This window comes from Sphingomonas natans (genome assembly GCF_030546695.1).
Classification (GTDB): Bacteria; Pseudomonadota; Alphaproteobacteria; order Sphingomonadales; family Sphingomonadaceae; genus Sphingomonas_I; species Sphingomonas_I natans.
Map to the genome: position 1 here is coordinate 165486 of NZ_JAUOTP010000007.1, position 14136 is coordinate 179621.

The window sequence follows — 14136 nt, forward strand, 5'->3', positions numbered from 1 at the left end:
CGCACGCTGGCTTGACCGTCGCCCGCTAGCGCTTAAGCCTGCGCATCGGGGCAGCGGGGGCGGGGCCGTGACGGGGCGAGCGGATTTCCAGGTGCCGCAGCTGCGGGGCGGGGTGCTGACCGCCTATCGCGTGCTGATGATCGCCTTGCTGCTGATCGCGCTCCCCGGCTTCGTCGCCGCTTTCCTGCAGCAGCGCGACGCGCAGGGCTCGGTCGGGGCGAGCTTCGCCGCGGGCCTGCGATTTCCCGGCGGCACTGACCTGACGACGCGCGTCGCGCCGTTTAGCGACGAGGCGCGGATCAAAGGCGTCCGCCCGGGCGACAAGCTCATCGCGATCGACGGCAGGAGCTTCGATGCCTTCGATTTCGACAGGCTTCAGGCGCTGCTCGCCGGTCCCGACGGCAGCACCTACCAGCTGACGATCCAGACCGAAGCGCAGCCGCCGCGCACGATCCGGCTGACGCGCAGCTCGCATTATATGGCGCAGGCCTACGAGGGATCGGGGCTGACCTTCGCGCGGCGCAACTGGACGGTGTTCGGCTTCCGGATGCTCGACGCCGCGCTCGCGCTGGCGGCGGCCGTGCTGCTGTTCATCCGGCGGCCGACCGATCCGGTGGCGGCGATGCTGGCGTTGAGCGCGGTGCCGCTCGGCGACGGGCTCGCTTATCTATGGCCGGGCGGCGGGGACATACTCTACGGTTTCTCGGTCGTCCGGCACATGCTGTTCCTGACGGCCTTGCTCATCTATCCGGACGGGCGGTTGGTCCCGCGCTGGGCCTTCTGGCTGACGCCCTTGATCCCGGCGATCGAGCTTGTCTCGTTCCACGCGACGAGCGACGAAGCCGCGATCCCGCTGCGCCAGCTCCTCTTCTTCGGTTTCGTCCTGGCGGCGATCGTCGCCTTCACCATCCGCTACAAGACGACGCCGCCCGGCACGCAGCGCCAGCAGATCAAGTTCGTGATGCTCGGCGCAGCCGCCTGGGCCGGGTTCGGGCTGGTCGCACTCGCGCTGGAGCGGATGTCGGCCATCAGCGTCTCGGTGCCCGCAGCCGCCTGGTATTCGCTTGCCTCGCACCTTGCGGAAAGCCTCGCGGCGATGGCACTGGAGGCGGGGATCCTCGTCTCGCTGATGCGGTACCGGCTCTACGATGCCGATGCGCTGATCAGCCGATCGGCGGTCTATACGATGCTCACCGTGATGATCGGGCCGGCCTTCGCCGCGTCGGACAAGATCGTCCAGGTGTTCAGCGCGCAATTCTTCGGGGAAAGCGCGCGGGCGATGTCGGCGGGCTTCGGCGCCGCGATCGCCGCGAGCCTCGTCGTCCCGCTCCACCGGCGTGCGCGCGCCTGGACGGAAAATCGCTTCCAGAAGCAGCTCGTCGATTTCCGCGAGGATCTGCCCAAGTTCGTCGGCGATCTGCGCGTGATCGCATCGCTCGGTTTGCTGATGGGCGGGGTGGTGAAACGGATCGAGCAGGGGGTTCGCGCCAGCCAGGTCGCGATCATCCTGCGCAGCGATACGGCGACGGACGCCGTCTGGTCGTCACGCATCTCCGAAGAGGATGTGCGCGGCTGGTGGCGGGACTGGCGGCCAGCGACCGACGCGCCGCTCGATTGCGATCGCGGCGATGCGGTCTTTCCGGTGCGCGTTCCGCTCCGCGAGGAGGGCGCGGGCGTGGTCGGATGGATCCTGCTCGGCCCGCGACCCGACGGCAGCTTCTACGGCAAGGGCGAGCGCGCGGCCTTGGCCGAGATCGCCGATCCCGTCGCGCGCGCGATCCGCGTCGTGCGCGAGCGCGATGCGCGCGCCGCCGCGCAGGCGGAGCTCAACGCGGCGCTGGAGCGGCGGATTGCGCTGCTGGAGAGGAGACTTTTTGAGCGATCTGCGGACGAGGCCTAGCCCTTTCCAGCGAACGACGGAGAGGGAGAACGCAAAAAGCCGGGCGCATCGCTGCGCCCGGCCAGTTGGATCGGCGGGCGCTTGCGCGCCCGTCGGGGAGGAGCCTTAGAAGTTGTAGCTGGCGCGCACCCCGCCGTAGCGGTTGAAGTCGCGCGACAGATAGCCGAGCGTCGACAGCTGGTTGGCGTGGTTGCCCGTGTCGTTGTTCATGTTCGAGAAGTAATGCTTGTCGAACACGTTGTTGACGAAGGCGACGACCTCCCACTTCTTGTCGGGCGCGCGCACGCCAAGCGAGACGTTGGCGATGCCGTAACCCGGCTGGTAGGTCTGCGGATCCTGGTTGATCGAGAAGTTGATCCCGCTCTGGTAGCTGTAGGCGACCTGCAGCAGGCCATCGAGGTTCTGCGTCAGGTTCGGCGTGAAATCGCCGCTGGCGGCGAGCTTCCAGCGAGGCGCCTGCGGCGGACGATAGCCGGCCAGATTCTGGCGCGCCGGCGTGCCCGTGCAGCCCTGTGCGGCCGTCTGGTTCGGATAGCATTGCGCGAACGGGAATTCGGTGATCGTGGCATCGTTGTAGGTGACGCCGCCGGTGAAGTTCAGGTCCTGCGCGGCGCGGACGCTTCCCTCGACCTCGACGCCCTTGGTGTGCAGCCGGCCGACATTGGCGAGGCGGAAGTTGGTCGTCCCGTCCGAGAGGACCTCGATGCCCTGCGCCTGGAAGTTGCGGAACTTCGTGTCGAACAAGGTGACGTTGAAGGTCACGCGGCGATCGAAGAACTGCGTCTTCAGGCCGACCTGCCAATCCTTCGACCGCTCCGGCTGGACCGGGCCCGAATTCTGGCGGACGAGGTTGAAGCCGGTGCCGATGTCGTAGGCCTGGCCCTTATAGCCGGTCGCGAAGGTCACGAAGCCCATCACGTCAGGCGTGAACTTCTGCTGCACTCCGGCCTTGTACGTCTCGTAATTGGCGCTGTCGTTGCCGGCAAAGCGAGGCGTGCCCGTCGCCGCGAAATCGGTGAACGTATAATCGATCTTGTTCTTGCCCGCGCGCGCGCCGCCGATGAGCGTCGTGGTCGGCGTGATGTCGAATTCCAGCTGGCCGAAGGCGGCATATTGCTTGGTGCCGTTCGTCGCATACCAGTTGGCGATCGAATAGAAGGGCCCGCGCTGGAAGACGCGGTTGAGGCTCAGATCCGAATAATAGAGGCCCAGCGTGTAGCGGAACCGATCCTTGCCCGGCGCGACGAGCCGGAATTCCTGGCTCCAGCTGTGCGTGTGGAAGGTGCCGAACTGGCGATTGTCGAGCGAGGCGACCGGGCTTTCGTCCTGATCCAGAATGTCGAACTGGCGGAACTTGTCATAGCCGGTGATCGACATCAGGCTGGCGAAACCGAGATCCAGCGACGCGCGCAGCGACGCCGAATAGTCGTTATAATCGGTGCCCGAATTGATGTTGTTCGTGACCTTCGTGTTGTCTTCGGTCGCGACGATGCCGGGCGCGAACACGGCCGGCGTGTTGGCCGCGACGCCGCGCAGGCGGGCCGCGCCGCCGAGGCGGATGAACGGACGGCCGATCGTGGTCGTGCCGTCGATATAGCCGCCCGAGACCGCGATGTTCAGGTTGTCGGTCGGATCCCAGACGAGCTTGCCCTTCAGCGAGAGCGTGCGGAAGCCGTTGACGCGATCGCCGGTCGTCAGGTTGCGGACATTGCCGTCGAACTTGTCGTAATTGGCGTTGAGGCGGAAGCCCGCGGTCTCGCCGAGCGGACCCGAGACCGCGCCGTTGATTGCATATTCGCGATCGGTGGTGACGACACCGCCGATGCGGCCGGTGAAGGTCGTGGTCGGCGCCTGCGTGATGATGTTGATCAGGCCTGCCGAGGCCGAGCGGCCATAGAGCGTGCTTTGCGGGCCGCGCAGTACTTCGATCCGTTCGATGTCCGAGAGATCGGCGAAGGCGCGGGCGATGAACTGGACGGGGACGTCGTCGATCTGGACCGCGACGCTTTGCTCGACGCTCGGCGAGAAGGCGAAGGTGCCGACGCCGCGGATCGAGAGCGAATTGTTGACCGGCTGCTCGGAGGGCCGGATCAGCAGCGACGGCGTCGCCTTGGTGAGATCGGAGAATTGGCGGACGCCCTGCGCGGCGAGCGCCTCGCCGGTGACGACCTGAACGGCGACGGGCACGTCCTGGACGCGCTGCGAGCGCTTCTGCGCGGTGACGACGATATCGGCACCCCCGGCGGCGGCGACAGGTGCGGCGGTGTCGGTGGGAGCGGCTGCGGTCTGCGCGACGGCGGCGCTGCCAAGAGCGGCCATTCCGACGACGATCAGGCACCGGGCCATGGCGGTCGTGTTCGAAAGAATCATCGTTTTCCTCCCCATGTTGAGCGCCGACTCTGATCGCCGGCTTATCTCGCCCTCTAGATCCGCATTTTCACGCGTTCAAGTGTTGTATGACAACTTTTCGACGCTTGGCCGCAAAACGCCTACGAAAAAGGCGTTCTCGAACGATTTGAATGCCAAATCCAGAACCCCCGTGGCGCTGGCACCACAGGAAGCTGTCTTGTTAAAGTGCGCGCACCGCCGCGACGAACCGCGCCGCGTCGGCGGCGACCTCGGCGGCCGGCTTGCCGGCGCGATAGAGGTTGGAGCCGAGGCCGAACCCATCGGCGCCGACCGCGCGCCACTCGGCCATGAGCTCCGGCGTGATCCCGCCGACTGCGAGCACCTTCGTCTCCTTCGGCAGCACCGCGCGCTGCGCCTTCAGGAAGGCGGGCGAGGCGCCTTCGGCCGGGAACAGCTTGAGCCCGTGCGCACCCGCGGCGAGCGCAGCGAAGCCCTCGCTCGGCGTGAAATAGCCGGGCAGCGAGACCATGCCCGCGGCCACCGTCGCCGCGATCACGGCGGTATCGACATTGGGCGAGACGACGAGCTCGCCGCCCGCCGCCTTGACCTGCGCGACCTGCGAGACAGTCAGCACGGTGCCCGCGCCGACGAGCGCCTTGTCGCCATAGCGCCGCGCCAGCCGCGCGATGCTGTCATAGGGATCGGGCGAGTTGAGCGGCACTTCGAGGATCGTGAAGCCGGCCTCGACGAGCGCATCGCCGACCACTTCGCTCTCGCCCGGCGTCAGGCCGCGCAGCACCGCGACGAGCGGGCAGGCGGCGAAGGCGCGGGCGAAGGTGGCGGTGGGATCAGTCATCGATCATGCTCCAGATATGGTGGATGCCGGCGACGAACGCCGCCTGGCCGTCAATCGCGGTGGACGTGCCGCCGAACGCTTCGATCGCGACCGCATAGAGAGGCCCGAGATTGGGATCCGACAGGATATGGACAAGGCGGCCCGCGACCTCGCGTGCCGCGACATCGGCGCCGATCAGCAGCCCGCTCGTATACGCCGCGCCATCCTCGCGCGCGCGTCGCCCGAGCAGCACCGAAGCGCGCACGCCGAACAGGCGTGAGAGCAGATCGCCGCCCGCTGCATCGGCGATGCCGGCGCGGAAGGCCGGGCCATCCTCGACCGGGCCCGTCATCATCTCGGCAAGGATGCTGTGATCGCGCAGCAGCGCGAACAGCTCGCCGGTCAGCGCGGTCGTGACGCTGGTGATGCGCGCGTCCTTGAGCCCGATCCACTTGTTGTGCGTGCCCGGCTGACAGAACAAAGCGTCGTGCGGGGCGAGGCCGGAGAGGCACGCGCCGACCGCCTGGACTTCCTCGCCGCGCATGACGTCGGCATGATCGGGCGTGTCGTAGGCGACGCCGGGGACGATGAAGAAGCGCTCCTCGGGGATGCGGCCGATGCCTGTCGCGAGCTCGGTGACGCCCGCCGGCGCGATCACATAAGGGATTTCGCGCCAGCCGCGTGTCGATCCCACCATGCCCGCGGCGATCGCCGGCAGATCGCCGAAGCGCGCGCGGATACCCGCCAATTCGTCGGCCCAGCACCCGGCTTCGACGGACTTGATCCCGCGATCGTCGCGCGCGGTAGCGAGGACGCTGCCGTCGGCCGCCATCACATAGACGCGCCGATTGGTGGTTCCCCAGTCGATCGCCAGATAGGCCGCGGCCGGGCTCGCTCCGGCTTTGTCGTCGCTCATCGTCTCGGCCTGCTTCCTGCGTCCTGCATCGCGCCGCCATCCGCTGGACGCGGCGGCAAGGCAACGCCATATCGCTTGCTTTATCGGGACTTGTCATACAAGTCCGCTTCCCAAGCACAAGAGGATGCGGCACGGCATCCACGGCTTGATACAAGCGGACAGGGCGCACGAGCGGCCGCGCCCCGGAGAGGATTTCATGCAGCTCGCCACCCTCGATATCGCGATCGTCGTCCTCTACGGCTTCGCCATCTTCGGCCTCGCCCAATATGTGTCGCGCGACAAGGCCGGGGCGGGTCCCAAGAACACTACCGATTACTTCCTCGCGTCCAAGGAGCTGCCCTGGTGGGCGATCGGCGCCTCGTTGATCGCGGCCAACATCTCGGCCGAGCAGATCGTCGGCATGTCGGGATCGGGCTATGCGATCGGCCTCGCCATCGCCTCTTACGAATGGATGGCGGCGCTCACGCTGCTGATTGTCGGCAAATTCTTCCTGCCGATCTTTCTGAAGAACGAGATCTACACGATGCCGCAATTCCTGGAGCGGCGCTACGGCCCCGCGATCCGGACGTTGATGGCGGTGTTCTGGCTCGTCCTTTACGTGTTCGTGAACCTCACCTCGATCATCTGGCTGGGCTCGATCGCGGTGACCAAGGTCGCGGGCGTCGACCAGAATATCGCGTTGATCGGCCTCGGCGCCTTCGCCTTGCTCTATCAGTTGCGCGGCGGGCTGAAGGCGGTCGCGCTGACCGACATCGTCCAGGTGACGTTGCTGATCCTCGGCGGCCTCATCATCTGCTGGCTGACCTTGCAGCAGATCGGCGCGGGCGCGGGCGTCATCGCCGGCTGGCACAAGCTGGTCGGCGCCGCGCCCGACCATTTCCACATGATCCTGAAGAAGGGCGATCCGCATTATATGGATCTGCCCGGCCTCTCGGTGCTGATCGGCGGCATGTGGATCGCCAATCTCAGCTATTGGGGTTTCAACCAATATATCATCCAGCGCGCGCTCGCCGCGAAGAATCTGCACGAGGCGCAAAAGGGCGTGCTGTTCGCGGCGTTCCTGAAGCTGCTGATGCCGCTCATCATCGTCGTCCCCGGCATCGCCGCGGTGCTGATTTCGCCCGGCCTCACGCGGCCTGACGAAGCCTATCCGGCGATGATGCGGCTGCTGCCGACGGGGCTGCTCGGCCTCGTCTTCGCGGCGCTGATCGCGGCGATCATCGCTTCGACCGCGTCCAAGATCAACTCGATCGCGACGATCTTCACGCTCGATATCTTCGCCAAATTGCCCTCGCAGCGCGGCGGCGCCGGGATCAGCGAGCAGGGCCTTGTCCGCGTCGGGCGAATCGCGGCGGTCACCGCGATCATCCTCGCGGTGCTCACCGCCAAGCCGCTCGTCGGGCAATCCGAACAGGCGTTCCAGTTCATCCAGGAATTCACCGGCTTCTTCACGCCGGGCATCACCGTGATCTTCCTGCTCGGCCTGTTCTGGAAGCGCGCCAACCAGGCGGGCGCGATCGTCGCCGCGGTCGCCTCGGTGGCGCTGTCGTGGCTGTTCAAGGAGATCTGGTCGGATCTGCCCTTTATCGATCGGATGGGGGTCGTCTTCCTCGCCTCGCTCGCGCTGGCGGTGATCGTCTCGTTGGCCACACCCGCCAGCGGCGACTCCGACGTGATCGAGATGGGCGATGTCAGCTATGCGACGCGCACGAGCTTCAATGTCGGCGCGCTCGCCGTGATCCTGTCGCTGATCGCGCTCTACGCGACCTGGTGGTGATCCCGGCTCGGCGCGTCGCATCCGGCTGGACAGCGCGCGCGCCGGCTGGCTAACGGCGGGCATGGCAGTTGTCGCGACCATCATGAATTCGGCCACAGGTCAGCCGATCCAGAAGATGACCTTCGGGCGGATGCCCAAGCCCTGGGCTTCGTTCACGCTGGAAAATGGCGAGCGGGTCACCGCCGATCGCGTCGATGTCGGCAAGCCCGCACCGGGCAAGGTCGTCGTCCCCGTCTCGGTCTGGGTCACGCCGAAGACCTAGCGCTTCGCCGTCCACGCGTCGGCTATCCGAGACCCCGCGGAAAATGCTGGCGAAAAGGCTAACGGTTCGTTAAGTCGTGCGCCTTTGCGTGGCTTAAGGGGTGGGACCATGAAGACTATCATTCGGATCGCGGCGCTGTTCGGCGCCGGCCTGGTGGCATCGAACGCGAACGCCACGCTCCTCGATTTCACGTACACGACCGGGTTCGGCACGCCCGTGTCCGCGAACTTCCAGATCGACATCGCCGATACGGCCAACGTCCTCGGCGGCTACACCGTCCAGTCCGTCGCGGGCACGGTGAATGGGCAGGCGGTCGCGCTGACGCCTTATACGCAGACCTTTCCGGTCTCGAGCGTCGGCAATTACGTCTTCAACGATACGATCTACAAGGTCGGCAGCAGCTACTTCCTGTCGGTCTCGGGCATGCTCGTCCAGACGGCGTCGGCTTATTACAATTTCGGTGAGGGGGGCTTCGCCGATTATGCGGTCCGTTCGACGACGCCGTCGAGCATCGCGCGCGCGAGCATCGGCAGCTATACGCTGCACCTCGCCGCGACACCCGTAGCGCCTGCTGCCGTTCCCGAGCCGGCGAGCTGGGCGATGATGGTTGGCGGCTTCGGGCTGCTCGGCGCGGCGCTGCGCTCGAACCGTCGCCGCGGGACGGCCGCGATTCGCCTCCGCGCCTAAGAAGGCGCTCCGTTCAGGAGGGCGGCGGCGCGCCGCTGTCGATCCGATACACCTGCAACGGGCTCGATCCGGGCAAAGCGATCCGTCTCAGCCAGGGCACGCCGCCGTGCGCGATCGCGGCCGCCAGGCCGCGCGGGGCGAACGCCGCCATCACCGCGAGATCATGATCGCCGGGGCAGAAGGCGAGCAGGGTCGCGTGGCGCCCGAGCGCAACGGCGCGGGCCTCGTCCGGCGATGCGGTGAAGAAACGCAGCAGATCCTCCAGCGCCTGCGGATCGCGATGATAGGGTCCGGTGATCGCGCGCTGATGGCTCGCCGCGATGATCGACGGCCCCTCGCCGAGCGGTGCGATCACAATGGTCGCGGGCAGGCGGTTCAGGATCGCGAAGTCGTCGCTGCTCGCGCAGGCGCGCTTCGGTGGGGCCAACGGCGCCTCGGGCGTGCGCTGCGCGGCGATCAGGCCGCACGCCAGCGCCGGCCCCCAGGGCGAGCAGACGAAGGTCGCGATCGTAATCGTCACGATCCGTACCGACGGCGTGGCGCGCTCGACCGCGCGGACGATCGCGAGCAGCAGCATCATCGCCCCGGGCATCGCCAGCATGTTCGAGAAAGCCGATGCGCGCATGACGAATGCGCCGATGCCGGTCGCGGCGGCGAGCAGCACGATATAGGTGGCGAGTGGTGCGCGGATTGACCTGTCCGTCCGTACCCAGGCCAGCACCGCGCCGGCGAGGCCGACGATCGGCAGCGGCCCCCACAAGGCGAACAATTCGAGCGGCAGCCGCCACAAGGGCATGCCTTCGTTGACGCTGCGATACCAAAGATGCTGGCCGAGCGGGCCGAGCTGCCCGAACGGTCCGGCCATGCAGCTGCCCGCACCGATCCGGTAGAAGAGCGCGTCCGCCGCCGCACCCGCGATCAGGATCGCGATCGCCCAGCCGCGCGAGGCGCGTGCCGCGATTAGGCTCGTCAGCGTCGCCGCGCCCAGCGCCGCGAGGTGGACGGTCGAGATCGCGTCGCAATGGAGTCCCGCGAACGCGGCCGGCCCCTTCACCGCCAGCAGCAAGGTCGCCGCGCCGATCGTGAAGGCGGCGAGAAAGGCCGAGAGCCGGTCGATATCCGCCTTCGTGCCCATGATCGCGCGCAGCCCCAGCCACGCCGCCGCGGCTGCGCCGAACGGTAGCCCCTCAAGTGAAATATGCGTCCACAGTGCCGCGCACAGGCCGGCGATCGCGGCGTTGCGCCGTGCGGGTGCCGCGGTCAGCGCCGTGACGATGCCGAGCCCGGCGACGATCTGCCAGCCATGATGATCGATCCGCATCGGCCTGAGCGCGAACCAGACCGCGGCGCTCATCGGGCAGATCGCGCTCCCGAACAGAGCCAGCGGCGCGGGCGTCCAGCGGCGCGTCAGTGCCGCCACCAGCGCCATCGCACAGCCGAGCGTCAGCATCGGCACCGCGACCGCGGCGAACGTCTCGGCGCTGCGCTCCGTCCCAAACAGCCGCGCGACCGCGATCAGCGCGGCGACGGGCAGGTCGACGAGCCGCGACCAGTGCATCGAGAGGCCCGCGGGCGGATTCATCCGGTGCTGGCTGACATCGAACCAGCTTTGGCCGCCCATCCAGTCGCGGACTTCCACCAGCCGCATGATGTCGTCGGGATCGGGGATGCGGAAGCCGCTGATGGCGCTCCAGGAAAGCGTGACGATCCAGCCGACGGTGACGATCCAGATCAGCAGGATCCACCGCCAGAAGGCGCGCTCGACGCCGGGCATGCGGGGACTAGGCCGCGATGCGCTGCGGCACGACGCGCACGGAATTCAGCGCCTCGCGCTCCCCGTCGGACAAAGGTGCTGCCTCGCGCGTCGCGTCACCCATATGTCCGGCTTCGTGATATTCGGCATCCTCGTTGACGTTCCAGATGTCGTAGAGGCGCTCGCCGGCGAGGATGTTGCGCACGGTCAGCATCGCCGTCATCATGGCATGATCCTGATTGTTGTAGCGATGCATGCCGTTGCGGCCGACGAGGTGCAGGTTCGGGCAGCTTTCCTCCAGCTCGGCGCGGATCGCCGCGACATGGTCGGCATAGCTGTCGTCATAGACCGGATAGGCCTTTTCCTGGCGCACGACCGTGCCGCCAAGTACGAGCCCCGGATCGCACAGGCCGAGCGCGGCCATTTCGCGCGTGGCGAGCGCGACGAGCTCGTCATCGGGTGCGGACCACAGCCCGTCGCCCTCGAAGCAGAAATATTCGAGGCCGACGCAGGCGACGTCGGGTGCGGGCACCATCTCGGGTGACCAGGAGCGGAAATTCTGAATCCGGCCGACCTTCACGTCGGGCTCGTGGATGTAGATCCAATTGTCGGGGAACAGGTCCGCCGAGCGGATCTTGAGCGCGACCGTCAGGAAGTCGCGATAGCGCAGTGCGCCCGCGCGCGGCGCCGTCGCCGGCAGCGGGTGGATCCGCGCGAGCAACTCGCGGATCGGCGCCGATGAGATGACATGCTTCGCCTCGATGACGCGCTCGCCGTCGGGGCCGGTCGCGATCAGCCGCCAGCCTTCGCCGTCGCGTGACAGACGCGTCAGGCTGTGGCCCATCAGCACCGCGTTGCCGCCCTCGACGACGCGATCGCGCGCCGCCTCCCACATCATTCCTGGCCCGCGGCGGGGATAGCGGAAGCTTTCCAGCAGCGTCTTGGTCGCCATCCCGTCATTCGGCATCCGGTTGAGGCCCAGGCTGCGGCGGAGCCCGTCGAGCACGGCCTTGCCGAGGCTCAGCCCCTTGATCCGCTGCGCCGCCCAATCCGCCGAGATCGCGTCGCAGGGCATGCCCCACACCTTCTCGGTGTAGCTTTCGAAGAAGATCGAGAAGAGCTTCGCGCCGAACTGGTTGATCGTCCAGTCCCGGAACGAGCGCACGTCGCGCTTCGGGAACAAAGTCCGGCGCGCATAGCTCGCGATACAGCTCGCCGAACGGAACAGGCCGAGATTCCGCAGCGCTTCGAACGCGCGCAACGGATAGGAATAGAAGCGGCCGTCATAATAGATGCGGCTCATCCGCGGCCGATCGATGAAGTCGTCGGGCAGCAGTTCGTCCCAGAGCTCGACGACTTCGCGGCTCTTCGAAAAGAAGCGATGCCCGCCGATGTCGAAGCGGAAGCCCTCATGCTCCACGGTGCGGCTGATCCCGCCGACATAGACCGGATCGCGCTCGATCACCGAGACGCGCAGGCCCGCCTTGGTCAGCAGATAAGCAGCGGTCAGCCCCGCCGGGCCGGCCCCCACGATCGCGACGTCGACGGGCGAGGAAAGGGCAGGGGATCGCATCGCGCCGGTCTGCCCGCTAACCCATAAAATAGGGTTAACCCGGCGTTCGCATTCCTGCCGCGCGGTCGCCGGCCGGCAGTTCAGCGGAGTTGGCAGATGTCCTTCACGTCCATGTCTTCATAGTCGAGATTCTCGCCCGCCATCGCCCAGATGAAGGCATAGTTGCGCGTCCCAGAGCTCATATGGACCGACCAGGGCGGCGAGATCACCGCCTGCTCATTCTCCATCACGATATGTCGCAGCGCGTCGGGCTGGCCCATATAATGGAAGATGCGGTCGTCCTCGGCGAGATCGAAATAGAGATAGATCTCGCTGCGCCGCTCATGAACGTGCGGCGGCATCGTATTCCAGACGCTGCCCGGCTTGAGCAGGGTCATGCCGAGGCAGAGCGACGCGCTGGAGCAGGTATGCGGCAATACGAGCTGGTAGATGTCGCGCTCGTTCGACGTCTCGAGGCTGCCGCGCTGCATCGTCGCGGCATCCGCCAGCGTCATCTTCTTCCGCTCGAACGCGCGGTGCGCGGGCACGCTCAGCAGATAGAAGCGCGCGCCCTCGCCGGTGAACAGCACGTCGGCAGTCCCCATCGGCACATAGAGCGATTCATATTTGGCGAGCGCGATTTCCTCGCCATCCAGCGTCACCGTGCCGGGACCGCCGATATTGACGATGCCGAGCTCGCGGCGCTCCAGCAAGGGATGGCCCGCCGCGCTTGCGGGTTCGCGCTGGCGGGGCAGCGCCAGCGGGCTCGCGCCGGGAACCGCGCCGCCGATGATGAAGCGCTCGCCATGCGAATAGGTCAGCACCACCTCGCCCGCGCGGAAGATGTCCGAGACGAGATAGCGGTCGCGCAGCTCCTCGTTGGAGACGCACTCCATCATGTCGGGATGCGTCGCGTAGAAGGTCTTTTCGAACAAGGTGTGCGCTCCAGGCTTTAGCGGGCGGGGCGGTCGAGCGCGTCGATCGCGGTCGCGGCGAGCAGGAAGGCGCCGACGCCATAATATTGGGTGTCGGTCGGCAGGACCTTCTCGGGCTGATCGCTCACCTGCTGGACCCAGCCGAGCCGGCCGTCGGGCTGGATGCTCTTCACGAGCGCGCCCCAGCCCCGCCTTGCGACCGGCTCGTAGCTCGCCTTGTCGAGCAGGCCGGCGCGGACGCCCCAGGCCATGCCGTAGGTATAGAAGCCGGTGCCGCTGGATTCGGGCGGCGAGCCTTCGGTGGCGAGCAGCGAGGGCGCCCAATAGCCGTCGGGCTTCTGCTGCGTCTTCAGCTTCGCCGCCATCTCGACGAACAGCGCCTCCAGTCGCTTGCGATCGGCGCTGCCCTCGGGAAGCAAGGGGATCATTCGCGCGAGGCCGGCGAACACCCAGCCATTGCCGCGGCTCCAGAAGAGCTTGTTCTTGGCCTCGTCGCGCTTCTCGAAGAAGCGGCTGTCGCGATAGTAAAGATGCTCGGCCGGATCGAACAGGAAATCGGTCGTCGCCCAGAATTCCTTGAGCGCGAACTCCTTGTAGCGCGGATCGCCCGTCTGGCGGCTCAGCTCCAGCATCGCCGGCGGCGCCATGAACAGAGCATCGCACCAGCACCAGCGCTTGAGGCACTCGGTCTGATCATATCCTTCGGGCGGCTGGTAGAAGGCCAGCGTCACGTGTGCCGGATTGGCGAGAATGAAGTCGAACGCCTTCTTCGTCGGCGCAATCGCCTCCGGTCCCGCGCCGTGCTTGGCCGCCCAGAGATAAGATTGGGTGATGACGAGATCGTCGGCATGATAAGGCCGCCGCGCAGGCAGCCACTCGTTGGCCTTGCCCATCGTTTGCACCGCCTGCGCGATTCGCGGCGGGGCGCCGGCATCGGCAAGCGCGGTCATGCCGACCCAGAACACGGCCTGCTCCCAGGCGCGCGGATTGCGCGTCTCGGTCGTCACCCGGGCGACATGGCCGGAATCGAGCCGGCCGAGCTGCCACTCGGCGAGCTTGGCGGCGAGCGCGAGCGGCGCGGTCTGCGTGGCGGCCGTCGGGGCCGGCTTCGCCATCGCGACGGCGGGAGTCGCTGCGGCGAGCAGCAGAGCCAAGGTGCGTGCGATCATC

General features: G+C 67.1%; 11 protein-coding genes. 4 read left to right on the forward strand and 7 right to left on the reverse strand.

All coding sequences use genetic code 11. The features are described 5' to 3' along the window. The first annotated feature begins 91 nt into the window (after positions 1–91). Positions 92–1900: a PDZ domain-containing protein gene (locus Q4F19_RS15475; protein ID WP_303544225.1), complete on the forward strand. Its 1809-nt coding sequence runs from the start codon at positions 92–94 to the stop codon at positions 1898–1900. A 105-nt stretch (positions 1901–2005) separates the two neighbouring features. Here the strand turns inward: Q4F19_RS15475 and Q4F19_RS15480 are convergent, their stop codons facing one another. The 3 genes from Q4F19_RS15480 to Q4F19_RS15490 all read right to left on the reverse strand — a co-directional run bounded on the left by Q4F19_RS15480 (position 2006) and on the right by Q4F19_RS15490 (position 6000). Continuing rightward, a complete protein-coding gene (locus Q4F19_RS15480; protein ID WP_303544228.1) occupies positions 2006–4270 on the reverse strand; it encodes a TonB-dependent receptor in 2265 nt (754 codons plus the stop codon). 199 nt (positions 4271–4469) lie between these two features. After that, positions 4470–5105 (reverse strand): 2-dehydro-3-deoxy-6-phosphogalactonate aldolase, encoded by a 636-nt coding sequence (locus tag Q4F19_RS15485; RefSeq protein WP_303544232.1) that lies wholly within the window; start codon positions 5103–5105, stop codon positions 4470–4472. After that, positions 5098–6000 carry a 2-dehydro-3-deoxygalactonokinase gene (locus tag Q4F19_RS15490; protein WP_303544235.1) on the reverse strand — a complete coding sequence of 301 codons (903 nt, stop codon included), beginning with the start codon at positions 5998–6000 and terminating at the stop codon, positions 5098–5100. Before Q4F19_RS15490 ends, Q4F19_RS15485 begins: the two co-directional genes overlap by 8 nt. A gap of 196 nt (positions 6001–6196) precedes the next feature. On the opposite strand from Q4F19_RS15490, the gene Q4F19_RS15495 reads away from it, so the two are divergent. The 3 genes from Q4F19_RS15495 (at position 6197) to Q4F19_RS15505 (ending at position 8726) form a co-directional block, all read left to right on the forward strand. Then, entirely contained in the window at positions 6197–7777 is a 1581-nt protein-coding gene (locus tag Q4F19_RS15495) for a sodium/sugar symporter (protein ID WP_303544239.1), read from the forward strand. Between the two features lie 61 nt (positions 7778–7838). Then, the gene (locus tag Q4F19_RS15500) at positions 7839–8039 is read left to right on the forward strand and encodes a hypothetical protein (RefSeq protein WP_303544242.1); all 201 of its coding nucleotides are present in this window, start codon (positions 7839–7841) and stop codon (positions 8037–8039) included. Positions 8040–8147: 108 nt separating this feature from the next. Continuing rightward, the gene (locus Q4F19_RS15505) at positions 8148–8726 is read left to right on the forward strand and encodes a PEPxxWA-CTERM sorting domain-containing protein (RefSeq protein WP_303544244.1); all 579 of its coding nucleotides are present in this window, start codon (positions 8148–8150) and stop codon (positions 8724–8726) included. A 13-nt stretch (positions 8727–8739) separates the two neighbouring features. Here the strand turns inward: Q4F19_RS15505 and Q4F19_RS15510 are convergent, their stop codons facing one another. From Q4F19_RS15510 to Q4F19_RS15525, 4 genes are all read right to left on the reverse strand, one after another. Continuing rightward, the gene (locus tag Q4F19_RS15510) at positions 8740–10500 is read right to left on the reverse strand and encodes a hypothetical protein (protein WP_303544247.1); all 1761 of its coding nucleotides are present in this window, start codon (positions 10498–10500) and stop codon (positions 8740–8742) included. Positions 10501–10507: 7 nt separating this feature from the next. Continuing rightward, on the reverse strand, positions 10508–12052 hold the full coding sequence (locus tag Q4F19_RS15515) for an NAD(P)/FAD-dependent oxidoreductase (protein WP_303544250.1): 1545 nt from the start codon (positions 12050–12052) through the stop codon (positions 10508–10510). Positions 12053–12132: 80 nt separating this feature from the next. Next, on the reverse strand, positions 12133–12966 hold the full coding sequence (gene kduI / locus Q4F19_RS15520; protein WP_303544253.1) for a 5-dehydro-4-deoxy-D-glucuronate isomerase: 834 nt from the start codon (positions 12964–12966) through the stop codon (positions 12133–12135). Between the two features lie 17 nt (positions 12967–12983). Then, positions 12984–14135, reverse strand: a complete 1152-nt coding sequence (locus Q4F19_RS15525; RefSeq protein ID WP_303544255.1) for a glycoside hydrolase family 88/105 protein — start codon at positions 14133–14135, stop codon at positions 12984–12986. Position 14136 lies beyond the last annotated feature (1 nt).

Bases quoted from the DNA above. Each gene is read 5' to 3' on its own strand.
- Q4F19_RS15480 (WP_303544228.1), bottom strand. From the start codon at position 4,270: ATGATTCTTTCGAACACGACCGCCATGGCCCGGTGCCTGATCGTCGTC.
- Q4F19_RS15485 (WP_303544232.1), bottom strand. From the start codon at position 5,105: ATGACTGATCCCACCGCCACCTTCGCCCGCGCCTTCGCCGCCTGCCCG.
- Q4F19_RS15490 (WP_303544235.1), bottom strand. From the start codon at position 6,000: ATGAGCGACGACAAAGCCGGAGCGAGCCCGGCCGCGGCCTATCTGGCG.
- Q4F19_RS15495 (WP_303544239.1), top strand. From the start codon at position 6,197: ATGCAGCTCGCCACCCTCGATATCGCGATCGTCGTCCTCTACGGCTTC.
- Q4F19_RS15500 (WP_303544242.1), top strand. From the start codon at position 7,839: ATGGCAGTTGTCGCGACCATCATGAATTCGGCCACAGGTCAGCCGATC.
- Q4F19_RS15505 (WP_303544244.1), top strand. From the start codon at position 8,148: ATGAAGACTATCATTCGGATCGCGGCGCTGTTCGGCGCCGGCCTGGTG.
- Q4F19_RS15510 (WP_303544247.1), bottom strand. From the start codon at position 10,500: ATGCCCGGCGTCGAGCGCGCCTTCTGGCGGTGGATCCTGCTGATCTGG.
- Q4F19_RS15515 (WP_303544250.1), bottom strand. From the start codon at position 12,052: ATGCGATCCCCTGCCCTTTCCTCGCCCGTCGACGTCGCGATCGTGGGG.
- Q4F19_RS15525 (WP_303544255.1), bottom strand. From the start codon at position 14,135: ATGATCGCACGCACCTTGGCTCTGCTGCTCGCCGCAGCGACTCCCGCC.